Origin of the sequence: Mesorhizobium metallidurans STM 2683 (genome assembly GCF_000350085.1) — a bacterium.
Classification (GTDB): Bacteria; Pseudomonadota; Alphaproteobacteria; order Rhizobiales; family Rhizobiaceae; genus Mesorhizobium; species Mesorhizobium metallidurans.
The window spans coordinates 34,516-60,709 of sequence record NZ_CAUM01000065.1 but is presented as its reverse complement, the minus strand read 5'-3'; the positions used below and the strand labels follow the sequence as shown (position 1 = coordinate 60,709).

The following is a 26,194-nucleotide window of genomic DNA, read 5'->3' as shown; positions in this document are numbered from 1 at the left end:
TCAGTTCGGGCGGTTCGACGATCGCGGCGCGAAGCGCGACAGGATCTGGATCAGCGACATGCAGCCCCAGGTGATGACGAAGGCAATGATGGCAAGTGCCGCCGGCTCATAGGCACGGTTGGCGCCGATGTTCTGCAGGTAAGGTCCGAAGGCCGGCCGATTGAGCAGGCTGGCCATGGTGAACTCGCCAATGACGATTGCGAAGGTCAGGAAAGCGCCCGACAGCACCGCGATCAGCACATTGGGCAGGATGATGCGGGTGATGATCGTACCCCAACCGGCACCCAGGATCTGCGCCGCTTCCGTCAGCGTGCGCACATCGATGGTGCGAAGGCCGGTGTCGACCGCCCGATACATATAGGGCAGTGCTAGCGTCGCATAGCCGATCACCAATAGCGAATTGGTGCCCGTATCGCTTCCCAGGAACGGCAGCGGCGAATTCGAACCATACATTCTGATATAGCCGAAGACGATGACGATGGCCGGAATGACCAGCGGCAGGAGCGTGATGAACTCAACGACCGGCCGAAGTTGCGGCAGCCGCAACCGGATCCAGTAGGCGGCCGGCACCACGATCAGCACGCCGAGGATGATGGTGAAGATGGCGGCGATCACCGAATACATGAAGGTCGCCTGGAACCGCGGATCGCCCAGCACGATCTGATAGGCGTCGAAGGAATAGGCGCCGCGCCGCATGCGCATGGAAAATTCCACCGTGGCGATCAGCGGAATGAAGAAATAGGCCGCACCGAGTACGAAGACGACCCAGGCCCAGAAACGTCCGGACTTCATTTGAGCCACCTTTCGGAACGGGTCCGGAACCAGATATAGAAGACATTGGCAAGGCCAGTGATGACGATCATGCCGAAGGCGATCGCATAGCCGAGATGCGGGTTGTGCAGCACGTCGCCGCGGATCTGCGCATAGAGCAGGATCGGTACGATGTTGAGAGACGAGCCGGTTAGCGCGTAGGCAGTGGCGATGGCGCCAAAGGCGTTGGCGAACAGCAGAATGACGGTGCCAAGAAAGCTCGGCCAGATCACCGGGATGACCACCATGCGCCAATATTGCGCGGTGGTGGCGCCGAGCGTGGCAGCGGCTTCGCCCCATTCCTTCTTCAACCCGTCGATCGCCGGTGTGATGATGACCACCATCAGCGGGATTTGGAAATAGACATAGGTGAGCGTCAGGCCCCAGAAGGACAGGATGTTGAAGCCGTGCGCGTAGATATTGAGGCCGAATACGGTGTTCAGGATTACTGTGGCAAGGCCCAGCCTGCCGAGCGTGGCGAGAAAGGCGAAGGCCAGCGGCACGCCGGCGAAATTGGAGGCCACGCCTGAGAAGGTCAGCGTCGCCGAGCGTATCCAGTCGGGCAAGCCACCGCGCACGATGGCGATGGCAATCGCCAGACCCGCGAACGCGCCGATCAGCGCCGAGGCAAGGCTGACCTTGATCGAGATCCAGTAGGCGGCAACAATCGATGGCTGCGCTAAGGCGGCGATATTTTCCAGAGTGAACTCGCCATCATTGTTCTGGAATGCGCCCAGCATCAGATAAAGCGTGGGCAGGATCAGGAACATGACGGCGAATATGAAGAACGGCGCAACGCCGAGCCATTGCGTAGGGAGCCGAAACGCGCGCGCCTCGCTGGGCGGCGCGGTCTTCCCGGCAATTGCCTGATCGGAAAGCGAGAGATCGGTCATGCGCCGGCTACCGTTTTATCGCATCGGCCCGAAAATCGAACTCGATTTTCGGAAAGCACGATGCGAAGATTTGAGTTCTAGAGCGTACCTTGTGCGTCCAAGTGGGCGCACGTCGCTCTAGTGGGAATCCGGGCGGCCATGCAGCCGCCCGGATCGATTTCTTACTTGACGTTGGCGCCGACAACGGCGTCCCAGCTCTTGCTGATGGCTTCCTTGGCCTTGCCCTGCTCGTCGAGCGTCGGGAACACCGCCGAGGCATAGGATTCCGCCGGCGGCAGCTTGGCCAGCACGTCCGCCGGGATCTTGCCGTTCTTGGCGAGATCGTTGAAGCGGATCGGGTGGCAATAGCCCTTCAGCCAGCCGATCTGGCCTTCGTCGGAATAGAGATATTCCATCCAGAGCTTGGCTGCGTTCGGATGCGGCGCATAGGCGCTGATCGCCTGCACGTAGACACCGGCAACGACGCCGGTCTTCGGCACGACGACGTCGACGGGCGGATTGCCCTTCAGCGTGTCGCGGCCAGCCAGTGCATTGTAGTCCCAGTTGATCAGGATCGGAGTCTGGCCCTGGGCGAGCGTCGCGGGCTTGCCGACGACCGGAACGAAATTGCCGGCGGCGTTGAGCTTCTTGAAGAAGTCGAGGCCAGCGGTGCCGGCGGCTTCACCAGCAGCGGCACCGGACGACAGGCCGGCGGCATACACTGCCTGGATGGCCTGGTTCGAGGCGCGCGGATCGCCGGCAAGCGCCACCGAGTTGGCAAATTCCGGCTTCAGCAGGTCGGCCCAGTCGGTCGGCGATTCCTTGACCAGGTCCTTGTTCACCATCATCGACAGAACGCCGTAATAGTCGCCGTACCAGGCGCCATCGGCATCCTTGGCGCTGTCCGGGATCGAATCCCAGGTCGATACCTTGTAAGGCATCAGCAGGCCATCGGCCTTGGCGGTCGGGCCGAAGGACAGGCCGACGTCGATGACGTCGGGCGCCTGCGGGCCCTTGTTGTCCTTGTTGGCCTTGATCGCCTCGATCTCGTCGCCGGAGCCGGCGTCCGGATTGAGCTCGTTGATGGTGATTTCCGGATACTTCGCCTTGAAGCCGGCGATGACGTCGCCGTAGCCGCACCAGTCATGCGGCAGCGCGATCGTGGTAAGCTGACCCTCTGCTTTCGCGGCCTTGACGAGATCGTCCATCGCATCCGCGGACGAAATCACCGTCGACGCAAGCAGCGCCGCGGCCGAAAGGGAAAGCAGTCTCCCCGTGAAATTGAACATGTGTTCTCTCCGTTGAACTGGCGCCGTTGGACGCCTGCGATGCGGTATCGTTTTCGTGTGACAGCCAGATGAAAGCATTGTGAAACCAGTGGCCGGCAGCGCGAAAAGTTAACTCTTTTTAACCGGCTGTAGCAATTAGCCACCACTTATTTTTCCGGCTAATTACTTTCCGCCTTGCATTTCATCCTTTCCCTTGGCTTTGCCCTCATTTCCCGGATCACTTCTCAACGCGAAAACCCGCGTCACACCGTGCCGGCAATAGCGTTATCGAGCAGCGTCAGCGCCGCCTTCCTGGTCAGCTTGACCGGGTTGCCGCCGGCGGTCGGATCGACCACCGCCATGTCGGCGATCAGCCCCTTGCGCCTCTTGTCCATGTCAAGCCCCTTGATCAGGCCCGGCAGCGCATGCGGCACCTTCAGCTCCTTGCGCAGCTTGATGATGGCCTTGGCGAAACCGTCGAAACCGCCCTTGATGCCGCAATAGGCGGCGAGCCTCGCAATACGCACCTCGATGGCGTCGCGGTTGAAGGCCAGCACATAGGGCATGAACACGGCATTGGTCATGCCGTGATGGGTGTCGTAGAGCGCACCGATCGGATGCGACAGCGAGTGGATGGCCCCTAGCCCCTTCTGGAAGGCGGCGGCCCCCATGGCGGCCGCGCTCATCATGTGGGCGCGGGCGACGAGGTCCTTGCCGTTGGCAAAGGCCTTCGGCAGGTTCTCGAAGACCAGCCGCACACCTTCCACCGCGATGCCGTCGGCCATCGGATGGTAGCCCGGCGCGCAATAGGCCTCCAGGCAGTGCGCAAGCGCGTCCATGCCGGTGCCGGCGGTGATGAAGCCCGGCATGCCGACCGATAGTTCCGGGTCCGCGATGACGATTGCCGGCAAAAGTTTTGGATGGAAGATGACCTTCTTGGTGTGCGTCGCCTCGTTGGTGATGACGCCGGCGCGGCCGACTTCCGAACCGGTGCCCGCGGTGGTCGGCACGGCGACGATCGGCGCGATCGCATCGGAATTGGCGCGCGTCCACCAGTCGCCGACATCCTCGAAATCCCAGACCGGCCTGACCTGGCCTGCCTGGAAGGCGATCAGCTTGCCAAGGTCGAGCGCCGAGCCGCCGCCGAAGGCGATGACGCCGTCATGCTTGCCCTGCTTGAACACGGCGATGCCGGCGGTCAGGTTGGAATCCACCGGGTTCGGCTTCACCTCGGAAAACACCCCGTAAGGCACCTTGGCATCGTCGAGGATCTTCAGCGTCGAGGCGACGACCGGCAGCTTCGCCAGCCCGGGATCGGTGACGAAGAGCGGCCGCTTGATGCCGGCGGCTTCAAGCACGTCGGGCAATTCCTTGATGCGCCCGGCGCCGAAGCGAACGGTGGTGGGGTAGTTCCATTTGGAGATGAGCTTGGACATTTTTATCTTTCGAGATCAGATGGCTTCGCGCAGGTGATATGATTTCGGCCGGGTCAGATTGTCGTAGCCGATGGCCGAAAGAGCCGCGCCCTTGCCGGTATCCTTGACGCCGGTCCAGACCAGCGCCGGATCGAGATAGTCGCAACGGTTCATGAACACCGTGCCGGTCTCGACGCGGTCGCCGATCGCTACCGCGTGCTCGGTATCGCGAGTCCAGATCGAGGCGGTCAGCCCGTAGGGACTGTCGTTCATCAGCGCGATCGCCTCCTCGTCATTGCGCACCTTCATGATGCCGACGATCGGCCCGAAACTTTCCTCGCGCATGACGCTCATCTGGTGGTCGACCCCGGTCAGCACTTCAGGCGCCAGATAGGGCGAGCCGGCCGTGTCGTTGGCCACATTCATGTTGATGTGCGCCTTGGCGCCCTTGCGCAACGCTTCGGCCTTCTGCTCGCGGATCAGGTCGGCGAAGCGCGCCTGCGCCATCGGCCCCATCGTCGTCGTCTGTTCCAGCGGGTTGCCGACGACATAGTTCCTGGTCTCGGCAATGAAGCCTTCGACGAATTCGTCATAGACCTTCTCGTGGACATAGACGCGCTCGATGCCGCAGCAGCATTGGCCGGAATTGTAGAAGGCGCCGTCGACCAGATTGGCCACCGCATGATCCATCTTGGCGTCGGGCAGCACATAGGCCGGGTCCTTGCCGCCGAGTTCGAGGCCGAGCGTCATGAAGGTGCCGGCGGCAGCCTTTTCGATGGCACGGCCGCCACCGACCGAGCCGGTGAAATTGACATGGTCGATCTTGCCCGAACCGAGCAGCTTCTCGGTCTGGGCATGGTTCATCACGAGGTTCTGGAACAGGCCGTTGGGCAGGCCGGCTCTGTCGAAGGCCTGTTGAAAGCGTTCGCCGACCAGCAGCGTCTGCGCCGCATGCTTGAGGATGACCGCACTTCCGGCCATCAGCGCCGGCACGATGGTGTTGACAGCGGTCAGATAGGGATAGTTCCACGGCGCGATCACCATGACGATGCCGAGCGGCACCTTCTTAACATAGCGGCGAAACCCGTCCTTCGGATTGGAGGCCAGAACCGGCTTCAACGCGGCTTCCGCGATCTCTACCATGTAGTTGGTGCGTTCCCTCACGCCGCCGAACTCGCCGCCATAGCGCACTGGACGCCCCATCTGCCAGGCGATCTCCGGCACGATCTCGTCGCTCATCGCAACCAGCGCTTCGAGCATCGCCAGCATGTACTTGCCGCGCTCGACGACCGGCGTCTCGGCCCATTTCTCCTGCGCCGTCCGGGCGCGCTCGACCGCGGCATTGATCGCCCGGTCGGTGGCTATAGGCCGCTCGGCATAGATCGAACCATCGACGGGTGACTTTATTTTCACGGTTTCCAAGGAGGTCTCCAAATTAGCAGGCTAGTGTACGCAGATGGCCGTTGCGGCCATAGCGAAGGATGGGCTCGTCGCGCGTCACCAGAACCATGTCCAAGGCTCTCGCACTTGCCATCAGTATCCTGTCCATGGGATCGCCATGAGGCGGACCGGGCAAGTTGGAAGACGCAATCAGAATGGCTGGCGAGACAGCGCTGAGCTTTGCCGACATTCGCTCGATGAACCGGTCCACGAAGTCAAGTGGCGCCAATGGCAGATTGAGCCGGCCCTTGGCTACGCCGATTCCGATCTCCCATGCGGACATCGGCGAGAGATAGAGACGACCGTCATAGGCCGCCTCCGAAATCTCCCGGCTTGCACGCGGATCAATCGGACTGTCGTTCGCCACAAAGATCATCGCACATGTATCCAGAAGGAGGTTTGGCCCTTCGCTCATTTACGCACCGCGAGTTTGCCGTCGCGCGCATCAGCCTCGCCGCCCAGATAGCCCCGGTCCCACGGCTCGTCATCGAAAGGTTTGGTGACATCAAATCCGGCTTCGATTGTTATCAGGCCCTTCATGAAACCAAAACCGGGGTGGCGATCCTGGCGTGCCTCCTTTGGCGCAGCAGGCGCACCGCCACCGGGCGGCACCGAAACGGTCACTTTGCGAACGCGGCGAAATACCAGTTTCCCACTACCTATATTGACGGATTCCGTCTCGAACCCAGCCTCAAGCCACTCCCTTGTCATGGGATTATTGCTTGGATTGTTACTCCACCACGCAGGGTATTGCTTCGATGCTGGCAGCGGCAGATTGAGCACCCTCTCGATTTCGGCGAATGACATCGGCACGCGATCAACATTTTGGGCGACGAGAAAGTCCTTGAGCGGCGCATATTTGGACATTGCAAACTCCTGGATGTGGCGCATTGCAGTTTACAGTTGTCATATGGCACTCAGTTTCGCCGCTGTCAACATAAAGCTGTAATAAAGCTTTAGTACCGCTCGAACCCCCTGTGCAGTTCCCAATCCGTGATCCGGCGATCGTATTCGAACTGCTCCCAGCGGGCCGTATGGACATAATGTTCGAGCACATCCTCGCCGAAGGCCTGCTTCAGCATCCTCGATTTCGCCAGCGTCTCGGTCGCGTCGCGCAGCGTTTTCGGGATCTCCGGCAGACGCGACGCCTGATAGGCGTCGCCGACGAAAGGTTTTTGCAGTTCCAGCTTCTCGTCGATGCCGCCAAGGCCGGCGGCGATCAGCGCCGCAAAAGCCAGATACGGGTTGAGGTCGGCGCCGCCGATGCGGCACTCCATGCGGATGCCCTTGGTGCCCTCGCCGCACAGGCGGAAGCCGGCGGTGCGGTTGTCCTCGCTCCACATGATCTTGGTCGGCGCGAAGGTACCGGCCTGGAAGCGCTTGTAGGAATTGATGTAGGGCGCCAGGAACCAGGTGAATTCCTTGGCGTATTTGAGCTGGCCGGCGGCCCATTGCTGGCCGAGCGTCGACAGCGTCCAGTTGGCCTTCTTGTCGTAGAACAGCGGCGTCTTGCCGTCGGCGCTCCACAGCGAATTGTGGATGTGGCTGGAATTGCCGGCCAGTGCGTAATTGTACTTGGCCATGAAGGAAATCGCCTTGCCTTCGGACTCGGCGATCTCCTTGGCGCCGTTCTTCAGGATGACGTGGCGGTCGGCCATGTCGAGCGCCTCGGCATAGCGCACATTGATCTCTTCCTGGCCCGGACCCCACTCGCCCTTGGAGTTCTCTATCGGGATACCGGCCGCTTCCATCTCGTTGCGCAGCCGGCGCATGACGCCTTCTTCCTTGGTGGTGATGCCGATCTGGTAGTCGCCGATATAGGGCGAGGCCGTGTCGAGGCCCTGCCAGTGCTTCTTGCGCGCGGAATTGTAGGTCTCGCTGAACAGATAGAATTCGAGCTCGGAGGCGAAATAGCCGATATAGCCGCGGTCACTCAGCCGCTTGATCTGCTTCTTCAGTATGGCGCGCGGCGAATGCGCGAGATCTTCATGGTCGTGGTGGTCGAGCACGTCGCAGATCACCAGCGCCGTCTTTTCCAGCCATGGAATCCGCCGCAGCGTCGAAAGGTCCGGCTTCATGACGAAATCGCCATAGCCCTTCGACCAGCTCGCCGCCTTGTAGCCCGGCACCGGTTCCATGTCGATGTCGGCGGCCAAGAGATAGTTGCAGCCATGCGTCTCGCCATGCGCGGAATCGACGAAATACTGCGCCAGGAACCGCTTTCCCGCGAGCCGCCCCTGCATGTCGACGATGCAGGCCAGCACCGTGTCGACCTCGCCATTGGAGACCGCTTTCTTCAACTGATCGAACGAGAAATTTCCGGCCATTCTTGTGGCGCTCCAATGCTTGTCGATTGAGAGGGGCAAACGAAAACCATGGCCGGCGCGAGGCCGGCCATGGTCATGATGATGGATCTCAGTGGCCGGTTTCGCCGACCGCTTGCTCCGCTGCCTTGATCGCCGCCTGCCGCGCCGCGATGATGTCGCCGAGTGGCGGGCCCCGGAACCGTGCTCTCTCGAAGCCAAACCAGACGATCGCCGTCAGAATCAGAAAGCCGACGGTGATGTAGAGCGCCCAGTCGTTCGGCGGCTGGATGCCGACGATAAAGATCAGGATCATCGACACGATCGACAGGAAGGCAAACAGCATGAACATACCTTTGCCCATGTTCCACGGGCCCATCTTGTCCCACTTGGGCGTTCCCCAGGCCAGCATGCCGAGCACGATCGGTACGATGAAGGACAGGAACAGGAAGATGACGGTGCACGACACCACGATTGTGTAGGCCGAGGTGCCTGCAACCGAAACCACCGACGAACCCCAGACAAACAGCACCGACAGGATCGCCGCCGTCCAGATTGCCGCCACTGGCGTGCGATAGGTCGGGCTGACCCTCGACAAGGCGCCCGAGGCCGGCAGCCCACCGTCGCGCGAGAAGGCGAAGATCATGCGCGACGCCGAGGTGACGGTTGCCAGGCCGCAAAGCAGCTGTGCGATGAACACGACGAGGTAGACGAGCTCCTTTATGCCGGGGCTGACGCGCTGGTCGAAGGCCCAGAAGAACACGTTCCAGCCCTGCTTGGCCGCATCATCCATGTTCGGGATCATCAGGATGAAGGCGGCGAGAAACAGATAGCCGAAGACCGCCGACCAGATGACCGACATAACCATCGCGCGCGGCACCGAAGAGGCTGCCTTGATGGTTTCCTCGGAGGTATGCGCCGAGGCGTCGTAGCCGGTTATCGTGTAGATCGGCAGCAACAGGCCAAGCGCGAACACCCACCAGTTCGAAACAGCCGGCCAGACACTGCCGCCAGCATCGCCGGAGTAGTTCTTGAACGTGAACAGCCGACTGAAATCCCAGGTCTCGGCGGAGATCAGGCAGACGAGAGCGATCAGGATCGCGCCGAAGAAGATTAGGTAGCCCGAAAAGTCGGTCAGCTTCGCCGTCAGCTTGATGCCGAGATGGTTGATCAGCGCCTGGGCGCCGGTGATGATGATCAGGAAGATCATCTGGTTGGTCAGCGTGCCTTCAATGCCGAGCGTCGGTCCGAAGGCGCCGAGGAAGAACGTCCAGGTGCCGACATTGATGGCGCCGAGCACCGTGATCAGGCCGAGCAGGTTGAGCCATGCCGTCACCCAGCCGGTGCCGCGATTGCCAAGGATCGAGCCCCAGTGGTAGAGGCCACCAGCGGTCGGATAGGCCGAGCTGATCTGCGACATGGCGACCGCGAAGGTCAGCGAGACGAAGCAGCCGACCAGCCAGCCAATGCCGATGCCGATGCCGCCGGCGCCGGAGGTAGCCTGCGCCAGCGAATTGATGCCGCCGGACAGGATGCAGATGATCGAGAAGGAAACGGCGAAGTTCGAAAAGCGGCTGAGACGCCGTTCCAGTTCCTGGGCATAGCCCATGTTGTGGAGAACCTTTACGTCCTCCGCCTTGTCAAGGTCTGTATAACCCGGTGCTGCCATTGGAAGTCCCCTTTTGGTTTTTAGCTGGCCGATTGTACTGACTTTCCCACTGCGCTTGGTCGGGAGCCGCTGGCCTCGTCGGGCTCCAGATCTAGAAAAATGCCTGTAAGCAGATCCGCCCATTTCCGCTGCCCGGCCTCGCCGGAGATTTCGTCGTTGCGGATTTCGATCATCGCGCAGGGTAGCCCGCGCGAGCGCGCATGGCGTTCCAGCGTGAAATAGACACGGTCGGCCGGTGAGTAGGGTTCGTTGACGCCGACCGTGATGCCGGCGAGCCGCTGCAGCGCGGCAATGAGTGGGGACGCGAGCCGGCGATCCTCGTCATGAATGATGCCGATGTGCCATGGCCGGCTCTTGCCCTTGTAGACCGGTGTGAAGGAGTGGACGGACACCAGCCGCGTCTCCTGCCCCCGCGCCAGCCTTTTGTAGATGACGTGCCCGACCGCGTCATGGAAGGGCTGCCAGGACAAGTCGACGCGCGCGGCGCGCTGCTTGTCCGATAGGCCGGCATTGCCGGGAATGGCCGTTGTTTCGCTGACAGACGGCACGAGATCCGGTGCGTCGAGCGGCCGGTTGCAGTCGATGACGAGGCGCGAGACCCGGGTCTCGACCAGCGTGGCGTCGAGCGCTGCGGCCATGCGGCTGGCAACAGGAAGCGCGCCCGGATCCCAGGCGATGTGGCAGGTGAGGTCTTTCGCAGGCAGGCCGAGCGTTCCGAATTCTGCCGGCAGGAAGTTGGAGGCGTGGTCGCAGGTGAAGACGAAGGGGCTAGAGCCGCCGGGGTTGGTCACCCTTACGGTCTCAGAGGATGCAAGGCTGGCGGGCCGAGCTGTCTCCATTGTCTGCCGTCCCCGGGGAGCGCTGTATCGTATGTTACGTATTTTGCCTCATTGCGTCCCTATGGATGATTTCATACAGTTTGTCAGGCTTTGTCAAACGCGATTTCGGTTAGCCGGGCCAAGAGCGGGGGAAAACATGATTTCCAGCATTGCCGAACTGATCTCGGACCGTATCGGCACCATGCCGGCCGGCGAGCGGCGCGCCGCGCAGACGCTGATCGCCAACTACCCGCTGATCGGCCTGAAGACTGTCGCCGAATTTTCGGCGGCAGCCGGCGTGTCGTCGCCGACGATCCTGCGTTTTGTCGCCCGGCTCGGCTTCCAGAACTATCCGGAATTCCAGTCGGCGCTGCAGGACGAACTGGCGGCGCAATTGCAGTCGCCGGCATCGCGCACGCTCAATCCGTCATCGCCGGGTGGTGGCGCGGTGTCGCCGATGCTGGAGGCGACGCTCGATAACATGCGTGAGACTTTCAGGCACCTGTCCGACAAGCAGCTTGCCGACATCGTCGCAAAACTCGCCGACCGGCGCGGCAAGACATTCCTGATCGGCGGCCGCTTCACCGATCCGCTGGCGCGCTACATGGCCGCCCACCTCGCCATCATCCAGCCCAACGTCTTCCATCTGGCGGGGCAGGAAAGCATCTGGCGCGACCGGCTGATCGACATGGGCAAGCGCGACGTGCTGATCATCTTCGATATCAGACGCTACCAGGACAGCCTGGTGCGCTTTGCCGAGACCGCCCATCAGCGCGGCGTGCAGATCGTGCTGTTCACCGACCAATGGCTGTCGCCGATCGCCCGCTTCGCCCGCCATGTCATCGCCGGACGCACCGCCGTGCCTTCGGCCTGGGACTCTTCGGCGGCCCTTTTCGTCGTCGCCGAAACGCTGATCGGCGCCGTCACGAGGCAGCTCGAAGCCGACGGCGCCAAGCGCATCCGCGAGCTGGAAAGCCTGCGCTGACGCTGCCTGTCTGTAACTCTCGCTACTTTAGCCATCCAACGTTACATAGATTTAATGTGTGGCGGCGGCAGAATTGCCATAAAGCCATGATATCAGCGCGGTTTCGCACGTACCGGGTGCGTCGCTGCGTTTTTATGCTTGGGGAAACCGGTAGACGTTTTTTGCCAACCGGAGTGCCGATGGCCGCCTGGAAACAAATAGTCTTTGCACTTGTGATCCTGGTGGCGGCGGCTGCCGCCTGGGTTCGCTTCTTTCCCGGCGCGCCGGATGTGCTGGCGCGCTGGGGCATCGACTGGGCTTATGCCGCGACGCCCCCGGCCGAGACGGGCGCAGCCACCGACGCCAGGCAGACAGGAGGCCGAGACGGAGCCGGCCAGTTGGTGACCATCGTCGCCTTGCCGGCGGCAAAGGCTGTCATCAACGACCGCCTGCAAGCAATCGGCACCGGCCGCGCCAACGCGTCGGTGACGGTCAATCCCTACAGTTCCGGCCGCCTCGTCGAATTCCTGGTCAAGTCCGGCGCCCATATCGAGAAGGGCGAGATCATCGCCACCCTCGATTCCGACACCGAGATGATCGCCCAGAATCGCGCCAAACTTGCCTTGCAGGACGCACAGGCCAAGCTCAATCGGGTCAAGTCGCTAAGGGCGTCCAACGCCGCGACAGCGGTCGCCGTCGCCGATGCCGAGGTGGTGCTGGCCAATGCCAAACTGGCGCTCAGCGATGCGGAACTGGCCTTGCAGCGCCGTTCGATCGTCGCGCCGATATCAGGCACTGTCGGCATCCTGCCGATATCGGCCGGCAACTACGCAACCAGCCAGTCGGCGATCGCCACCCTTGACGACCGCTCCAGCATACTCGTCGATTTCTGGGTGCCGGAGCGCTTCGCCGCCGCCGTCAAGCTCGGCGCGCAATTGTCGGCGACGCCGATCGCCAATCCCAACAAGGCTTATACCGGCACGGTCTCGGCAATCGACAACCATATCGACGAGACCAGCCGCACCCTTCTGGTCAAGGCGACGATCGCCAATCCGGCCGATTCGCTGCGTGCCGGCATGTCGTTCCAGATCACCATGAAATTCCCTGGCGACAGCTATCCAGCGGTCAGCCCGCTGGCGATCCAGTGGGGCTCGGACGGCGCCTATGTCTGGACGGTCGAGGACGGCAAGGCCAAGCGCATTGCGGTGCGCGTCATCCAGCGCAACACCGAGACCGTGCTGATCGACGCCCCGATCGTCAGCGGCGACATGGTGGTGACCGAGGGTACCCAGAGCGTCAGCGAAGGCGGCGAGGTCCGCATCGCCGGCGAGCAACAGCGCGCCGCCGACGCTGAAGGCCTATGACCGGGGCCGTCAATACCGGCAGCGAGACCGGCTTCACCGCCCTGTTCATCCGCAGGCCGGTGATGGCCTTCGTGCTGAACACATTGATCGCGGTTGCCGGCCTTGCCGCCTTCTATGGCGTCGAGATCCGCGAACTGCCGGATGTCGACCGCCCCGTCATCACCGTCAACACGGCCTTTGAAGGCGCCGCGTCCGAAACCGTCGACCGCGAATTGACCGACGTGATCGAGGGCGCCGTCGGCCGCGTCTCCGGCGTCAAATCGATCTCGTCCACCTCTTCGTTCGGCTCGAGCCGCGTCACCATCGAGTTCAACGACGGTGTCGACTTGAACGTCGCCGCCTCCGATGTGCGCGATGCCGTCGGCCGTGTCGCCAACCAGATGCCCGACACCGCGGACCCGCCGCGTATCGTCAAGGCCGATGCCAATTCCGAACCCGTGATGCGGCTGGCCGTCACCTCCGACACCATGTCGGTGCAGGACATGACGGTGGTCGTCCAGGACCAGATCGAGGACGAGCTTGCCGCCGTGCCCGGCGTTGCCGACGTCCAGGTCTCTGGCGACCGCGACAAGATCTTCCGCATCGATGTCGACCAGACCAAGCTGGCGAGCCTCGGCTTCACGGTCGCCGATCTGAGGACCGCCCTTGCCTCGGTGGCCTTCGATTCCCCGGCCGGCTCGATCACCACGACCAATCAGGATCTGATCGTTCGCACGACGGCGGACGTGACCACGCCGGAAGAGTTCGAGAACATCATCATCGGTGGCACGACGCGCATTCGCGACGTCGCCACCGTCACGCTCGGCCCCGACATCGGCCAGACCACATTGCGTTCGGACGGCAAGACCGGCATCGGCCTCGGCATCATCCGCCAGGCGGAATCGAACACGCTGGATATTTCGACCGGCGTGAGGGCCGCCGTCGCCCAGATGCAGGAGAACCTGCCCGAAGGCATGTCGATCAAGGTCACCAGCGACGACGCGGTCTTCGTCAACGGCGCCGTGCACGAGGTCGAGATCGCGCTCGGCCTGTCGGTCTCCATCGTGCTGATCGTCATCTACGTCTTTCTCCTCGATTGGCGCGCCACGCTCATTCCGGGCCTGTCGATGCCGGTCGCTATGATCGGCACGATCGCCGCGATCTACCTCGCCGGCTTCTCCGTCAACATATTGACGCTGCTCGCTCTGGTGCTGGCCACCGGCCTTGTCGTCGACGACGCCATCGTCGTGCTCGAAAACATCGTGCGACGACGCAACGAAGGCATGGGCCCGCGCGCCGCCGCCGTGCTGGGCGCCCAGGAAGTCTTCTTCGCCGTCATCGCCACGACGCTGACGCTGGTCGCCGTCTTCGTGCCGATCTCCTTCCTGCCCGGCCAGACCGGCGGCCTGTTCCGCGAATTCGGCTTCGTGCTCGCCATCTCGGTGCTTTTATCCTGCGTGGTGGCGCTCACCCTTTGCCCGATGCTCGCCTCGCGCATGCTGTCCACCGCCTCGTTCCATCATGAGGGCGGCAGCGGCGTCGGCGCCCGCATTGGCGGTGCGCTGAACGCGCTCTACCGGCGCTGCCTGCACGCCTGCCTCGGCGCGCCGTGGATCGTGCTGCTGGTCGCGGTGCTGTTTGCGGCTACCGCCTTCACACTGTTCGGCACCATCCGCCAGGAGCTGACGCCGACCGAGGATCGCGCCGTCGTGCTGTTGCGCATCAATGCCCCGCAAGGCGTCAGCCTCGACTACACGACGCAGCAGATGCAGAAGATCGAGAAATTGATCCAGCCGCTGCGCGATTCCGGCGAGATCCGCAGCACCTTCGAGAACGCCGGCCAGAACGGCGCCTACAACAGCGGCTTCATGGTGATGACGCTGGCGCCATGGGACGAGCGCACGCGCAGCCAGCAAGAGATCATGGCCGAGATCAGCCGGCTCACCAAACAGGTGCCGAGCGTGCGCGTCTTCCCGGTGCAGCCCAACAGCCTCGGCATCCGCGGCGCCGGCAACGGCCTGCAATTCGCGCTGGTCGGCAACAATCGCAAGGCGCTCGGTGACGCCGCGGTCAAGGTCATCGCCGAGATGCAGAAGGACCCGCGCTTCCAGTCGCCGCGGCTCTCCGTCGATCCGACGCAGCCGCAGCTGGCCGTCGCCATCGACCGCGAACGCGCCTCCGATCTCGGCATCGACATCACCGGACTTGCCGACACCATGCAGGCCATGCTCGACGGCAATGACGTCGTCGACGTCTATATCGCCGACCGCAGCTACGGGGTGAAGCTGGTCTCGACGACCAACCCGATCAACGATCCGACCGACCTGGAAAACGTCTTCCTGAAGACGGGTGACGGCCGCTTCGTGCCGATGTCGACCATCGCCACGCTGACCGAGCGCGCCGTGCCGCCGTCGCTGACGCGCGAGCAGCAGCAGCCGTCGGTGGCGATCACCTCCAATCTCAGCGGCGATTTCGCGCTTGGCTCGGCACTCTCCCGCGCCGAGGAAATAGCAACGCCGCTGCTGCCGCCGGGCAGCCGCATCCTGCCGCTGGCCGAGGCCGCCACGCTCGGCGAAACCAACAGCGCCATGATTACCATCTTCGGCTTCGCGCTGGTCATTATCCTTCTGGTGCTCGCCGCCCAGTTCGAGAGCTTTGTCAGCGCCGTCATCATCATGGCGACCGTGCCGCTTGGCCTTGCTTGCGCCATCTTCGCCCTCTTGCTCAGCGGCACCAGCCTCAACGCCTACAGCCAGATCGGCCTGGTGCTGCTGGTCGGCGTCATGGCCAAGAACGGCATCCTGATCGTCGAATTCGCCAACCAGCTGCGCGATCGCGGGCTGGGCGTGCGCGAGGCGATCGAGCAGGCCTCCATCATCCGCCTGCGGCCGGTGATGATGACGATGAGCTGCACCGTGCTCGGCGGCGTGCCGCTGGTGCTGGCCAGCGGCGCCGGCGCCGAGGCGCGCATCGCGCTTGGCTGGGTGATCGTCGGCGGGCTGGGCCTTGCCACCGTCTCGACGCTGTTTCTCACCCCGGTCGCCTATCTCCTGCTCGGCCGCTTCGTCACGCCGAAGGTGGAAGAAGAGGGCCGGCTGAAGCGCGAACTCGAGGAAGCCGCCTACGCCAACATCGAGCCGGCGGAGTAGCTTTCCTCGCCAGAGAATGCCGGCAGCAAGTGAGGGGCAGGAGCAACCTGAAAATCATCAGATGCATGTGGGATATGAACGCACGATCGCTTGGATCTCCATACCGAATTTTTGCGCCCGTTTAGCATTGGCTCGAGCGATGTCGAGTACAGCTTGCTTGACAAACGCAATGTCGTCAGACGGGAGGTTCAAGGAGAAGCCATGGGCATGGCAGGCGGCTAAAAACTGCTCTCTCCCGCCCATCTGGGTGATGAGGTCTACGACCTCGAAGACTTTCTCTGGTGTCATCGCGGGTGGCGTTTCGGGAACGGTGCTAATTTCCATGTCGTCGAAATTTATTGCCATTTTCATGCTCCTCCTCATCTATTCTCGACGGCGCTCGAACGCCTGCTGCAATCGCACGTTATTTAGTTCATCTTCGACGCGCTGCTCCGCGATCGTGAGAGCGCGTTCGCTAGGCCCGGTTGGCATAACAAGTGTGATGGCCACCTTGTGAACCTCAGATCGACCGTTAGAGACGGACCCCGATGCTTTTGAGAGCTCAAATGGCTCACCGAGCGGATTCAGACCGAGTGACGGACCAACCGAATTTTTGGCACTCGTCGTAAACTTCAAAGTTACGGTGTAAGGGGTCTTGGATGTGTCGAGATTGCCTGATTGGTTCATGCTTAAAAACGTCTGGGCATACCGGCGCAGTTCTAGGGCTCCGGTGATTGGATAGACGTAGTTTTTTGTGCGAGGGGGCGCTCGCTCGCAGTACTCGCGGTCCCGAACAAGAGTTACCAATCGACCGAAGCTGTCTAGGACGCGGAAATTCTCGACGCCATTCCGTTCCAGTGTAGCAGATGCCGTAAGGCCCAATCCGAACGTTCCTCGGGTCAGAGCTCCGACAAAGTCAACCGAACCAAGGGCAGCGTTGGTCTCTGTAACATCCAAGTTAAATTCGTACCCTATCAGAACATTTTGATATCTCTCTATGACCTCCCGAGATTTTTCGGGAAGCTTATCAACTTTTAGATTTGTAAATTCGGCATCTGTAGTGAACTTATTGTAAAGTTCTTTGTTACGTCGAATTATAGCCTGCCGCATCAGATCGCGAACCGCGTCTCTCATTTCGCACAGCACACGAAGCACTATGTCGTAGCTAGATACTTTTGAGTAATCCTGCGAGTGCGGTGGGATGGCACACGCGGACAAAAGTAATCCGGGTGCTATTAGTCCAAAAAAGTAAGGTCGCAAAATTACCCCTCCCCCAAAAGGATACTTCCGTAACCTCTACATAAGCAATTGCTTTGGGGTTGTGTCAATGTGCGTCATAATTTTTCCCGGTAAGCGACCGGTCAATTCTAATCCAAGAATGGCCGTTTACTGGCATGAATTTCGCTAGAACTTCGCTAGATATTGAAGGCTGCTATGGGATCAGTTGTTGATATTGCTTGCAAATTCGGCGGCAGCCTGACCAATCTCGTATCCCGCATGGGCACGGGCCGGGACAAGGCGTCGAGCAGCTACTATACCCTGCCGATCATCACGGATGATCAGGTGCTCAATGCATACCGTGGCGCATGGTTGCCGAGGAAGATCGTCGACATTCCAGCCTTTAATAGCGTGCGGGCGTGGCGTGACTGGCAGGCCGAAGGCGTCGAGATCGAACCGATCTTCGGGTCACCTTCTCCCCGTGAACGGGAGAAGGGAACGCCGCGCCATGGCCTCCATCGCCTCCAACGCGTTGCCGCTCGCGGTTCTTCGTGTAACCATCACCGACCAATAGCAGCGCTTTCATCTCGGAGAACCTCCTCTATTGGCACTAGTCAGGGCCGCATCGGCTCTGGCACTTTACCCGTGGCAAGGATGACCGTACTTCGGATAGCCTTGTCAACGCGAGCCCCTCACCCGGATAGCGAGAAGGCACGGAGGAGTTGCGAATGAGCTATCTTGACGAACTGTTTTCGGTCGCCGGCAAGACCGCGCTGGTCACCGGGGCAGCGACCGGCATCGGCCGCATGGCGGCGACCGCTCTGGTCCATGGGGGCGCCAGCGTGATGATCGCCTCGCGCAAGGGTGAGGACTGCGTCAGGGTCGCCGGCGAATTGAACGGCCTCGGCGCCTCCGGCCGGGCGGAAGGCTTTGCCGGCGATGTTTCCAGCGAGGCCGGCATCGCTTCTCTAGTCGCCGAGGTCAGGTCGCGGACCGAGCGGCTGCACATCCTGGTCAACAATGCCGGCGTCTCCTGGGGCGCGCCGCTGGAGGACTTCCCATACCACGCCTGGGCCAAGGTGTTCGGCGTCAACGTCACCGCCGTTTTCCATCTGACGCGCGAGCTTCTGCCGCTGCTCGATGCCGCCGCCAGCGACGAAGACCCGGCCCGGGTGATCAATCTGGGCTCGGTGATGGGCACCCAGCCGCTCGCCGACGACGCCTATTCCTACACGGCCTCGAAGGCCGCGGTTCACCATCTGACGCGCACGCTGGCGATCGAATTCGCCGCGCGTCGCATCACCGTCAACGCCTTTGCCCCTGGACCTTTCCAGAGCCGGATGACCGCTTTCGCCACCGCGACCGAGGAACAGGCGAAACATGTTGGCGGCCATGTTCCGATCGGGCGCATCGGCACACCGGATGACATTGCCGGCGCAACGCTCTATTTGTGCAGCCGTGCTGGCAGTTATGTCACCGGCGCCATCCTGCCGATCGACGGCGGGCAGTCGGTGCAGCATGGGCTGACACTGTTCAAGGAATGAGGCCGCCCGGGCGGTTGAAATGGAGGGCATCAGCGTGGAACCGATCAGTCTCGATGTGCTTCTGGCCAGCGTCGGCAAGGAAGTCGGCGTGTCACCGTGGCGGGTGGTCTCGCAGCGCATGATCGACCAGTTCGCCGACGCCACCGACGATCACCAGTTCATCCATTGCGATCCGGAGCGCGCCAGGCTGGAGACGCCGTTCGGCGGCACCATCGCGCATGGCTTCCTGTCGCTGTCGCTATTGTCGGCGATGACCTTCGAGACCATGCCGCCGCTCGAAAACAGCAAAATGGGCGTCAATCATGGCTTCGATTCGCTGCGCTTCCTGGCCCCGGTGAAGACCGGCTCGCGCATCCGCACCCGTTTCGTGCTCGCCGACGTCAAGGTCAGGCCGTCGGGCTGGGTGCAGACGGCGCACGACGTGACCATCGAGATCGAAGGCTCGAAAAAGCCGGCGCTGACCGCACGCTGGCTGACGCTGACACTGATCGAGCGCCAGCCAGAAGCGGCATGAAAGGTCAGCGGGAGTGCCGGGCGCGCAAATTCGCAGGCATCAGCGAGCGCCGGCTGAGATGAACTTCATGTGCCGGCCGACCTGCAGGCCAAGCCGGTCTGATGCCGCCTTGCCCGATTCCGTACAGCGTATATAATTTAGCCGGCCACCAACAACCGAAGGCAGGAAAAAATTGCCGCTGAGCGTCCAGACACGCCGCGAGAAGCAAAAGGCCGAACTGCGCTCCGAACTTGTCGAGGCAGCCCACAAACTTGTCCAGGAAGAAGGCTATGAGGGCCTCACCATCCGCAAGCTGGCCAAGCGCGTCGGCTATGCGCCGATGTCGGTCTATTCTTATTTCGCCGACAAGCAGGACATATTGTTCGCCCTGGCCGAGGACGCCTTCGAGACGCTTGCCCAGCGCATCGAGGAGCATCCGTCCGACGATCCGATCGAGGCATTGCAGGCGGTCATGACGGAATATGCCGCCTTCGGACTTGGCAATCCCAATGAATACCGCACCGTGTTCATGACCGAAAAGACCAGGCCGCCAGGGGGCAAGACCTTCGCCGAGATGCACGAAGCCAACCCGGCGATGAAGGTGCTGATCAGCAGAGTCGAGGCGTGCGTCGCCGCCGGCAAGCTCAAGGGCGATCCGCGCGCCATCGCCACCACGCTGTGGGCGGTCGGCCATGGCACGATCTCGCTGCTGATCACCTTCCCCTTCTATCCCTTCGGCGACCCGCAGGCTTTCGTGAAGCGGATGTGCGATTTCGCGCTGGCCGGTCTGATGACGCAAGATATGCCGCCGCTGACCGAAACGCCGCCCAACTGCTGACCACCTGCATGCACAGTTTGATCCGGCCTCACCGTGCGACATTTTGGTTTTTAAGAAAATTTGATTGTACGTGTACGATTTCTGACTTGAAGTCCCGCGTCTTCGGGCGTATTTGTACATTGCATCGTACATGTACGGAAAGATTTGACCGGAGACAGATGATGAAAAAGACAGTCCTCACCCTCGCCGCCGTGCTTGTTTTCTCGGGCGCCGCCATCGCCGGCAGCAGCCAGCCGGCGAAGCAGGCGCCGGCGGCGGCCTGCATCCACACCAACGCCAATGTGAAGCTCGATTGCGTAGCAACCGGCTCGGTCGAAAAGGTCGGTGGCGCGACCAAGACCGGCCCGGTCGACCGCAAGGGTCCGAAGCTTGGTATCGACATCAATCCGTGGATCGTGCCCAGCACGTTCTAAGGTTCGGTAACGCAACCCGAACGGTTGTGACGACCCCGATATGACGACAAAGGGCGGCAGGAAATCCTGACCGCCCGTTTTCTTGACCACCAAGCACAGCTTCGCCAGATGGATTATTTCTTGCGCTTCTTCATTCCCGCTACGGTCTTGGCTTTGCCCGGTCTTGCGGGAGCGCCGGAAATGGACGTTCCGGTGATCGACACCGGATCGCTGGCCGGAAACGTATCCTCGAGACCTTCGTCGAGTTCCTCTTCCGCGACCTCGCGATCTCTTTCCTGCTCGAGCGAGCGGACAGCCGAGGTTTTCCCGGCTGGCTTCGGCGCTGATTTCGGCGGCATCGGCACTCTCCCTCGACTTGCTCTGGCAAACGAGCCAGCGCGGCGATGGTTCCTGAAATCCATTCCGTCGGAGACTGTCGCGCTTTTCTGCTTCAAGCCGCCGCGTCGCCTGCCGCGTAGGATAGAAAAGTAAAGACATAATCGGAGAAGGAACGCCAGCATTCGACCCGGAATGCGTCCTCGGCGGTGCGCAACAGCACGATCTCGACCTTGCCCAGTATGGTGCGCGACGCTGCCCCCACCGGAAAGGCGTCGAGCGACAGATCCTGCGGACAGCCTGAGTTGATTGCCGAGGCAGCCGCCGGACCGGTAACTGAAATGGCGACGTTGCGGTGCGAGATGCCGACCGCCGAATGCAACGCCGTCACCTCAGCGCAATCGGCGAGCGGGTCCTTGCCGGCTTCGTCGATGACCAGCCATTCGTCCGGTCCAAGCCACAATGCCGTGCGCCCGGCCTTGGACGCCGAGGTCTTCGGCTTTCGCGGCAAGGTCACGCCAAGTGCTTTCGAAAGCGCTGCGACAGAGGCCTCCGGTGCGCGCAGCGAAATACGCTCCGCCGTCGGCAGCACGGCAAGCTTGACGCCGGTGGCGGAAAGTTCCTGGCCGGCGAGTGCGGCGCGGCGTTCGACTGACGGTGTCGCGGCGGCAGTTTTCCTGGTGGCGGCCTTAGCCATTGAGGCGCTCTCCCTTCTCGTCGAAGAACACCATTCCGCTAACCTCGACCTCGATCGTCCCGTTCGGCATCGGCACGTATAATGTCTCGCCCATGCGGTCGCGGCCGTCGGCAACCAGCGCCAGCGCGATCGAACGGCCGCAATTTTCCGACCAGTAGCTGGAGGTGACATGGCCGATCATTGTCATCGGGACCGCTTGCTTCGGATCCGCGACGACCTGCGCGCCCTCTTCCAGCACCACTTTCGGATCCTTGGTCTTCAGGCCGACAAGCTGCTTGCGGCCCTTGGCGACCAGGTCCGGCCGCGCCATGCCGCGAATACCGACGAAGTCGGTCTTCCTTTTGCCGACCGCCCAGTCGAGACCGGCATCGTTCGGCGTCACCGTGCCGTCGGTGTCCTGGCCGACGATGATATAGCCCTTTTCGGCGCGCAGCACGTGCATCGCCTCGGTGCCATAGGCGGTGGCGCCATGCTTCTGGCCCTCGGCCCATAGCGCCTCCCAGACCGCCTGACCGTAATCGGCGGGCACATTGACCTCGAAGCCGCGCTCGCCGCTGAACGACATACGGAACAGCCTGGTCGGCACGCCGCATATCCTGCCCTCGCGCACCGACATATGCGGCAGCGCCTCGTCCGACATGTCGATGCCTGCGACCAGCGGAGCGATGATATCGCGCGACTTCGGCCCCTGCACGGCGATGACCGCCCATTGTTCGGTGGTCGAGGTCAGCCAGACATTGAGATGCGGGAACTCGGTCTGGAGATAGTCCTCCATGTGGTTCATGACGCGCGGCGCGCCGCCGGTCGTCGTCGTCACATGGAAACGGTCCGGCGCCAGCCTGCCGACAACGCCGTCGTCATAGATGAAGCCGTCCTCGCGCAGCATGATACCATAGCGGCAGCGGCCGGGCTCGAGCTTCTCCCAGGGGTTGGTGTAGAGCAGTTCCATGAACTTGGCCGCATCCGGCCCGACCACCTCGATCTTGCCCAGTGTCGAGGCGTCGAACAGGCCGGCGGTCTTGCGGACGGTGACGCATTCGCGGTCGACGGCAGCGTGAATGTCCTCGCCCGCTTTCGGAAAATACCAGGCGCGCTTCCATTGGCCGACATCCTCGAACACCGCGCCTTGGGCCTCGGCCCAGGGATGGATCGCCGTCTTGCGGGTCGGATCGAAGAGCGGGCCGCGCGCATGGCCGACGATCGAACCGAAGGTGACCGGCGTATAAGGTGCGCGGAACGTCGTCAGCCCGACTTGCGGGATCGGCTTGCCCAGCGTCTCGGCGGCAATGACCAGGCCATGCATGTTCGAAGTCTTGCCCTGGTCGGTCGCCATGCCATTGGTGGTGAAGCGCTTGACATGCTCGATCGAGCGCATGCCCTCATGCACGGCCTGGCGGATGTCCTTGGCGGTGACGTCGTTCTGGAAATCGACGAAGGCCTTGACCGTCGTATTCGGCCCGGCTCCGGGGGCCGCACCAAGCATGCCGCGCGACCAGCTTTCGCTGGCATCGACCTTCGGCTTCGTGCCCTTAGCCACCTTCGCGCCGGCATCCTTCGCCGCCTTGGCGCCCGCCGCGTAGGCTTCGTCGATCGTCGCCGACAGCCCGTCCGTGCCGTTGCAGGCGCCGACCGAGACACAGTCCTGCGCGTAGGCGCCGGGCACGAAGCGCTTGGTTTCGTCATTGAAGGCGACCTTGCCGCGCGATTGCGAGAACAGATGCACCGAGGGCGTCCAGCCGGCCGACATCAGGATCGCATCGACGGGGATGATGCGCTCGCCGCCGCCATTCTTCGGCTGCACGGTCATCGACGACACCCGCAATTTGCCGCCGGCGCGGATCACCGCGCGGCCGAAATTGATCTCGATGCCAAGCGCCCTCGCCTCGTCGATCACCGGCCCGGTCGGATTGTCGCGCAGGTCGACGATGGCCGCCACGTTGACGCCGGCCTTCTTCAGGTCGATCGCCGCCGCATAGGCGGAATCATTGGCCGTATAGACGCCGACATTCCTGCCGACGGCGACGCCATAATGATTGAGAAAAGTGCGCGCGGCCGAAGCCAGCATGATGCCCGGGCGGTCGTTGTCGGCGAACACCATGTGGCGCTCGATGGCGCCGGTCGCCAGCACCACGCGCCTGGCACGGACCTGCCAAAGCCGCTCGCGCGGCAGGTCGCGGCCCGGGTTTTGCAGATGGTCGCTGACCCGCTCGACCAGCCCGACAAAATTCTGCGCATAATAACCGAAGGCCGTGCTGCGCGACAGCACGCGGACATTGTCCATAGCCTTGAGGCTGGCGACTGCTGCCTGCGCCCAGGCAAAGCCGTCCTGGCCGTCGATCCCAGCACCACTCTCGAAACGCAGGCTGCCGCCGAATTCCGCCTGCTCGTCGGCAAGGATGACGCGCGCGCCGGTCTCAGCCGCGGCAAGTGCGGCGGCGATGCCGGCAGCACCGCCGCCCAGCACCAGCACGTCGCAATGGGCGTAGCGCGCTGAATAGTGGTCGGGGTCCGGCTGGTCGGGCGCGACGCCAAGGCCGGCTGCCGCCCGTATCTTCGGCTCGTAGAGGTTTTTCCATGCTGCCTTCGGCCACATGAAGGTCTTGTAGTAGAAGCCGGCCGAAAACAGCGGCGAGGCGATGTCGTTGACCGCGCCGACGTCGAAGGCAAGCGACGGCCAGCGGTTTTGCGACTGCGCGGCGAGCCCATCATAGAGTTCCTGGACCGTCGCCCGCACATTCGGCGTCTTGCGCGCCGCGTCGCGCCTGATCTCGACCAGCGCGTTGGGCTCCTCGGCGCCGGCCGACAGGAAGCCGCGCGGCCGGTGATACTTGAACGAACGGCCGACCAGATGGACGCCGTTGGCGAGCAGCGCCGAGGCCAGCGTGTCGCCCTCGATGCCGGCGTAAGACTGGCCGTCGAAGCTGAAGCGGGCCGTCTTTGCCTGCTTAAGGCGCCCGGCACCGGGAATGCGGAAAGCGCCGCTCATTTGGCAACTCCCGGCACCTTCGCAGGTTTTGGTTCGCCGGCCTTGTAGGTCATGATGAACTTGTCGGTGACGGTGTCGCGTACGGCGTTGAAGAAACGCGCGCAGCCATGCATGTGCCGCCAGCGCTCATAGATGATGCCCTTGGGGTTCGAGCGGATGAAGAAGAACTTTTCGAAGTCGTCGTCGCTCTCGCCCGTAATGTTTGCCGAACGCGCAATATGCGCTTCGCCGGCGTTACGGAATTCGAGTTCCGGACGCTCTTCCTCGCAATAGGGGCAGCGGATGAGAAGCATTCTGTTTGTCCTACAAGTCGCCGTGGCCGATGGCCGGTTGGTCGCTAAGCCTCTCGACGGCCATCAGTGCGCCACCGCCGCCGCCGCCGCCTCGTCGATCAGGCGGCCGGTGCGGAAGCGCTCGATGGTGAAGGGCGCGTTGATCGGGTGCGGATCGTCCCTGGCGATGGTGTGGGCAAAGACGTGGCCCGAGCCCGGCGTCGCCTTGAAGCCGCCCGTGCCCCAGCCGCAATTGACATAGAGGCCGGGCACCGGCGTCTTGGCCAGGATCGGCGAGCGGTCGGGCGTGACATCGACGATGCCGCCCCAGGAGCGCAACATCTTCATGCGCGTGAAGATCGGGAACATCTCGCAGATGGCGTCGAGCGTGTGCTGGAGGATGTGCAGGCCGCCGGTCTGCGAATAGGAGACATACTGGTCGGTGCCGGCGCCGATGACCAGTTCGCCCTTGTCGGACTGCGAGATATAGGCATGCACCGTGTTCGACATCACCACGCAAGGCACCACCGGCTTGACCGGCTCCGACACCAGCGCCTGCAGCGGATAGCTCTCCAGCGGCATGCGCACGCCGGCCATGTTCATGATGACGGACGAATGGCCGGCGGCAACGACGCCGACCTTCTTGGCGCCGATGAAGCCGCGTGTCGTCTCGACGCCGGTGACCGCGCCGTTGGCCGCCCGCTTGACGCCGGTGACCTCGCAATTCTGGATGATGTGGACGCCGCGCGCCGAGGCGCCGCGCGCATAGCCCCAGGCGACGGCGTCGTGGCGAGCGGTACCGCCGCGACGCTGCAAGGCAGCCCCCACCACCGGATAACGCGCCTGCTTCGAGATATTGAGCGGCGGGCAGAATTCCTTCGCCTGCTCCGGCGTTAGCCACTCATTGTCGATGCCGTTCAGCCGGTTGGCGTGCACGTGGCGCTTCAGCACCTGGATGTCGTGCACATTGTGGGCGAGCATCATGACGCCGCGCGCCGAATACATGACGTTGTAATTGAGCTCCTGGCTCAGTCCATCCCACAACTTCAGCGCATGGTCGTAGATGCCGGCGCTCTCGTCATAGAGGTAGTTGGAACGGATGATGGTGGTGTTGCGGCCGGTATTGCCGCCGCCGAGCCAGCCCTTCTCCAGCACCGCGACATTGGTGATGCCGTGCACCGTGGCGAGATAGTAGGCGGTGGCCAGGCCATGCCCGCCGGCGCCGACGATGATGACGTCGTATTCCTTCTTCGGCTCGGGCGAGGACCATTGCTCTTCCCAGCCCTTATGGCCGCGCATGGCCTCGCGGGCGATGGCGAATACCGAATATTTTTTCAACGCTCAAGCCTCGCAGATAGCGGCCGGACATCCAATCGAGCCCCGGCGCG

Annotated in this window: 24 protein-coding genes and 1 pseudogene; 8 read left to right on the top strand and 17 right to left on the bottom strand. The window is 62.5% G+C overall.

Features of this window, described 5'->3' with window-relative positions; genetic code table 11:
* The 10 genes from MESS2_RS11595 to MESS2_RS11550 all read right to left on the bottom strand — a co-directional run bounded on the left by MESS2_RS11595 (nucleotide 1) and on the right by MESS2_RS11550 (nucleotide 10,616).
* The gene (locus MESS2_RS11595) at nucleotides 1-792 is read right to left on the bottom strand and encodes an ABC transporter permease (protein WP_008874417.1); all 792 of its coding nucleotides are present in this window, start codon (nucleotides 790-792) and stop codon (nucleotides 1-3) included.
* Nucleotides 789-1,703: an ABC transporter permease gene (locus MESS2_RS11590; RefSeq protein ID WP_008874416.1), complete on the bottom strand. Its 915-nt coding sequence runs from the start codon at nucleotides 1,701-1,703 to the stop codon at nucleotides 789-791. Before MESS2_RS11590 ends, MESS2_RS11595 begins: the two co-directional genes overlap by 4 nt.
* A gap of 161 nt (nucleotides 1,704-1,864) precedes the next feature.
* Nucleotides 1,865-2,971 (bottom strand): ABC transporter substrate-binding protein, encoded by a 1,107-nt coding sequence (locus MESS2_RS11585; protein WP_008874415.1) that lies wholly within the window; start codon nucleotides 2,969-2,971, stop codon nucleotides 1,865-1,867.
* A gap of 242 nt (nucleotides 2,972-3,213) precedes the next feature.
* Nucleotides 3,214-4,386 carry an iron-containing alcohol dehydrogenase gene (locus MESS2_RS11580; RefSeq protein WP_008874414.1) on the bottom strand — a complete coding sequence of 391 codons (1,173 nt, stop codon included), beginning with the start codon at nucleotides 4,384-4,386 and terminating at the stop codon, nucleotides 3,214-3,216.
* 15 nt (nucleotides 4,387-4,401) lie between these two features.
* Nucleotides 4,402-5,787 carry an aldehyde dehydrogenase family protein gene (locus MESS2_RS11575; RefSeq protein ID WP_040592723.1) on the bottom strand — a complete coding sequence of 462 codons (1,386 nt, stop codon included), beginning with the start codon at nucleotides 5,785-5,787 and terminating at the stop codon, nucleotides 4,402-4,404.
* A 13-nt stretch (nucleotides 5,788-5,800) separates the two neighbouring features.
* Nucleotides 5,801-6,220 carry a type II toxin-antitoxin system VapC family toxin gene (locus tag MESS2_RS11570; protein ID WP_008874412.1) on the bottom strand — a complete coding sequence of 140 codons (420 nt, stop codon included), beginning with the start codon at nucleotides 6,218-6,220 and terminating at the stop codon, nucleotides 5,801-5,803.
* Nucleotides 6,217-6,672, bottom strand: coding sequence for a DUF7662 domain-containing protein (locus MESS2_RS11565; protein ID WP_008874411.1), 456 nt, complete (start codon nucleotides 6,670-6,672; stop codon nucleotides 6,217-6,219). Before MESS2_RS11565 ends, MESS2_RS11570 begins: the two co-directional genes overlap by 4 nt.
* An 89-nt stretch (nucleotides 6,673-6,761) precedes the next feature.
* The gene (locus tag MESS2_RS11560) at nucleotides 6,762-8,132 is read right to left on the bottom strand and encodes a glutamine synthetase family protein (RefSeq protein ID WP_008874410.1); all 1,371 of its coding nucleotides are present in this window, start codon (nucleotides 8,130-8,132) and stop codon (nucleotides 6,762-6,764) included.
* Nucleotides 8,133-8,220: 88 nt separating this feature from the next.
* Nucleotides 8,221-9,777, bottom strand: coding sequence for an amino acid permease (locus MESS2_RS11555; protein ID WP_008874409.1), 1,557 nt, complete (start codon nucleotides 9,775-9,777; stop codon nucleotides 8,221-8,223).
* 20 nt (nucleotides 9,778-9,797) lie between these two features.
* The gene (locus MESS2_RS11550; RefSeq protein ID WP_008874408.1) at nucleotides 9,798-10,616 is read right to left on the bottom strand and encodes an N-formylglutamate amidohydrolase; all 819 of its coding nucleotides are present in this window, start codon (nucleotides 10,614-10,616) and stop codon (nucleotides 9,798-9,800) included.
* Nucleotides 10,617-10,752: 136 nt separating this feature from the next.
* Between MESS2_RS11550 and MESS2_RS11545 the strand changes: the two genes are divergently transcribed.
* The 3 genes from MESS2_RS11545 to MESS2_RS11535 all read left to right on the top strand — a co-directional run bounded on the left by MESS2_RS11545 (nucleotide 10,753) and on the right by MESS2_RS11535 (nucleotide 16,051).
* Nucleotides 10,753-11,580 (top strand): MurR/RpiR family transcriptional regulator, encoded by an 828-nt coding sequence (locus MESS2_RS11545; protein ID WP_008874406.1) that lies wholly within the window; start codon nucleotides 10,753-10,755, stop codon nucleotides 11,578-11,580.
* Between the two features lie 179 nt (nucleotides 11,581-11,759).
* Entirely contained in the window at nucleotides 11,760-12,923 is a 1,164-nt protein-coding gene (locus tag MESS2_RS11540; protein ID WP_008874405.1) for an efflux RND transporter periplasmic adaptor subunit, read from the top strand.
* A complete protein-coding gene (locus tag MESS2_RS11535) occupies nucleotides 12,920-16,051 on the top strand; it encodes an efflux RND transporter permease subunit (RefSeq protein WP_008874404.1) in 3,132 nt (1,043 codons plus the stop codon). Before MESS2_RS11540 ends, MESS2_RS11535 begins: the two co-directional genes overlap by 4 nt.
* A gap of 57 nt (nucleotides 16,052-16,108) precedes the next feature.
* Here the strand turns inward: MESS2_RS11535 and MESS2_RS11530 are convergent, their stop codons facing one another.
* On the bottom strand, nucleotides 16,109-16,396 hold the full coding sequence (locus tag MESS2_RS11530) for a hypothetical protein (RefSeq protein ID WP_008874403.1): 288 nt from the start codon (nucleotides 16,394-16,396) through the stop codon (nucleotides 16,109-16,111).
* An 18-nt stretch (nucleotides 16,397-16,414) separates the two neighbouring features.
* Entirely contained in the window at nucleotides 16,415-17,164 is a 750-nt protein-coding gene (locus MESS2_RS11525; RefSeq protein WP_040592717.1) for a hypothetical protein, read from the bottom strand.
* 300 nt (nucleotides 17,165-17,464) lie between these two features.
* Here MESS2_RS11525 and MESS2_RS33260 point away from each other — a divergent pair.
* The 5 genes and pseudogenes from MESS2_RS33260 to MESS2_RS11505 all read left to right on the top strand — a co-directional run.
* A pseudogene (locus MESS2_RS33260) lies at nucleotides 17,465-17,710 on the top strand (DUF1073 domain-containing protein); the annotation flags it as partial.
* A 266-nt stretch (nucleotides 17,711-17,976) separates the two neighbouring features.
* Complete coding sequence (locus MESS2_RS11520; RefSeq protein ID WP_008874400.1) at nucleotides 17,977-18,792, top strand: SDR family oxidoreductase; 816 nt, start codon at nucleotides 17,977-17,979, stop codon at nucleotides 18,790-18,792.
* Between the two features lie 19 nt (nucleotides 18,793-18,811).
* A complete protein-coding gene (locus MESS2_RS11515; RefSeq protein WP_008874399.1) occupies nucleotides 18,812-19,306 on the top strand; it encodes a MaoC family dehydratase in 495 nt (164 codons plus the stop codon).
* 172 nt (nucleotides 19,307-19,478) lie between these two features.
* Nucleotides 19,479-20,123, top strand: coding sequence for a TetR/AcrR family transcriptional regulator (locus tag MESS2_RS11510; protein ID WP_008874398.1), 645 nt, complete (start codon nucleotides 19,479-19,481; stop codon nucleotides 20,121-20,123).
* A 161-nt stretch (nucleotides 20,124-20,284) separates the two neighbouring features.
* A complete protein-coding gene (locus MESS2_RS11505) occupies nucleotides 20,285-20,536 on the top strand; it encodes a DUF680 domain-containing protein (protein ID WP_008874397.1) in 252 nt (83 codons plus the stop codon).
* 113 nt (nucleotides 20,537-20,649) lie between these two features.
* Here the strand turns inward: MESS2_RS11505 and MESS2_RS11500 are convergent, their stop codons facing one another.
* The 5 genes from MESS2_RS11500 to MESS2_RS11480 form a co-directional block, all read right to left on the bottom strand.
* Nucleotides 20,650-20,874 (bottom strand): hypothetical protein, encoded by a 225-nt coding sequence (locus tag MESS2_RS11500; protein WP_008874396.1) that lies wholly within the window; start codon nucleotides 20,872-20,874, stop codon nucleotides 20,650-20,652.
* Nucleotides 20,875-20,966: 92 nt separating this feature from the next.
* Complete coding sequence (locus tag MESS2_RS11495) at nucleotides 20,967-21,548, bottom strand: sarcosine oxidase subunit gamma (RefSeq protein WP_008874395.1); 582 nt, start codon at nucleotides 21,546-21,548, stop codon at nucleotides 20,967-20,969.
* Nucleotides 21,541-24,534 carry a sarcosine oxidase subunit alpha gene (locus tag MESS2_RS11490; protein ID WP_008874394.1) on the bottom strand — a complete coding sequence of 998 codons (2,994 nt, stop codon included), beginning with the start codon at nucleotides 24,532-24,534 and terminating at the stop codon, nucleotides 21,541-21,543. Before MESS2_RS11490 ends, MESS2_RS11495 begins: the two co-directional genes overlap by 8 nt.
* Nucleotides 24,531-24,827, bottom strand: a complete 297-nt coding sequence (locus MESS2_RS11485) for a sarcosine oxidase subunit delta (protein WP_008874393.1) — start codon at nucleotides 24,825-24,827, stop codon at nucleotides 24,531-24,533. Before MESS2_RS11485 ends, MESS2_RS11490 begins: the two co-directional genes overlap by 4 nt.
* Before the next feature lie 63 nt (nucleotides 24,828-24,890).
* Nucleotides 24,891-26,144, bottom strand: a complete 1,254-nt coding sequence (locus MESS2_RS11480) for a sarcosine oxidase subunit beta (RefSeq protein ID WP_008874392.1) — start codon at nucleotides 26,142-26,144, stop codon at nucleotides 24,891-24,893.
* Nucleotides 26,145-26,194 lie beyond the last annotated feature (50 nt).

Excerpts from the sequence above, each read along its gene's own strand:
- MESS2_RS11595 (WP_008874417.1), bottom strand. The coding sequence starts at position 792 with ATGAAGTCCGGACGTTTCTGGGCCTGGGTCGTCTTCGTACTCGGTGCG.
- MESS2_RS11590 (WP_008874416.1), bottom strand. The coding sequence starts at position 1,703 with ATGACCGATCTCTCGCTTTCCGATCAGGCAATTGCCGGGAAGACCGCG.
- MESS2_RS11585 (WP_008874415.1), bottom strand. The coding sequence starts at position 2,971 with ATGTTCAATTTCACGGGGAGACTGCTTTCCCTTTCGGCCGCGGCGCTG.
- MESS2_RS11580 (WP_008874414.1), bottom strand. The coding sequence starts at position 4,386 with ATGTCCAAGCTCATCTCCAAATGGAACTACCCCACCACCGTTCGCTTC.
- MESS2_RS11570 (WP_008874412.1), bottom strand. The coding sequence starts at position 6,220 with ATGAGCGAAGGGCCAAACCTCCTTCTGGATACATGTGCGATGATCTTT.
- MESS2_RS11565 (WP_008874411.1), bottom strand. The coding sequence starts at position 6,672 with ATGTCCAAATATGCGCCGCTCAAGGACTTTCTCGTCGCCCAAAATGTT.
- MESS2_RS11560 (WP_008874410.1), bottom strand. The coding sequence starts at position 8,132 with ATGGCCGGAAATTTCTCGTTCGATCAGTTGAAGAAAGCGGTCTCCAAT.
- MESS2_RS11555 (WP_008874409.1), bottom strand. The coding sequence starts at position 9,777 with ATGGCAGCACCGGGTTATACAGACCTTGACAAGGCGGAGGACGTAAAG.
- MESS2_RS11550 (WP_008874408.1), bottom strand. The coding sequence starts at position 10,616 with ATGGAGACAGCTCGGCCCGCCAGCCTTGCATCCTCTGAGACCGTAAGG.
- MESS2_RS11545 (WP_008874406.1), top strand. The coding sequence starts at position 10,753 with ATGATTTCCAGCATTGCCGAACTGATCTCGGACCGTATCGGCACCATG.
- MESS2_RS11540 (WP_008874405.1), top strand. The coding sequence starts at position 11,760 with ATGGCCGCCTGGAAACAAATAGTCTTTGCACTTGTGATCCTGGTGGCG.
- MESS2_RS11535 (WP_008874404.1), top strand. The coding sequence starts at position 12,920 with ATGACCGGGGCCGTCAATACCGGCAGCGAGACCGGCTTCACCGCCCTG.
- MESS2_RS11530 (WP_008874403.1), bottom strand. The coding sequence starts at position 16,396 with ATGGCAATAAATTTCGACGACATGGAAATTAGCACCGTTCCCGAAACG.
- MESS2_RS11525 (WP_040592717.1), bottom strand. The coding sequence starts at position 17,164 with ATGAGAGACGCGGTTCGCGATCTGATGCGGCAGGCTATAATTCGACGT.
- MESS2_RS11520 (WP_008874400.1), top strand. The coding sequence starts at position 17,977 with ATGAGCTATCTTGACGAACTGTTTTCGGTCGCCGGCAAGACCGCGCTG.
- MESS2_RS11515 (WP_008874399.1), top strand. The coding sequence starts at position 18,812 with ATGGAGGGCATCAGCGTGGAACCGATCAGTCTCGATGTGCTTCTGGCC.
- MESS2_RS11505 (WP_008874397.1), top strand. The coding sequence starts at position 20,285 with ATGAAAAAGACAGTCCTCACCCTCGCCGCCGTGCTTGTTTTCTCGGGC.
- MESS2_RS11500 (WP_008874396.1), bottom strand. The coding sequence starts at position 20,874 with ATGCCGCCGAAATCAGCGCCGAAGCCAGCCGGGAAAACCTCGGCTGTC.
- MESS2_RS11495 (WP_008874395.1), bottom strand. The coding sequence starts at position 21,548 with ATGGCTAAGGCCGCCACCAGGAAAACTGCCGCCGCGACACCGTCAGTC.
- MESS2_RS11490 (WP_008874394.1), bottom strand. The coding sequence starts at position 24,534 with ATGAGCGGCGCTTTCCGCATTCCCGGTGCCGGGCGCCTTAAGCAGGCA.
- MESS2_RS11485 (WP_008874393.1), bottom strand. The coding sequence starts at position 24,827 with ATGCTTCTCATCCGCTGCCCCTATTGCGAGGAAGAGCGTCCGGAACTC.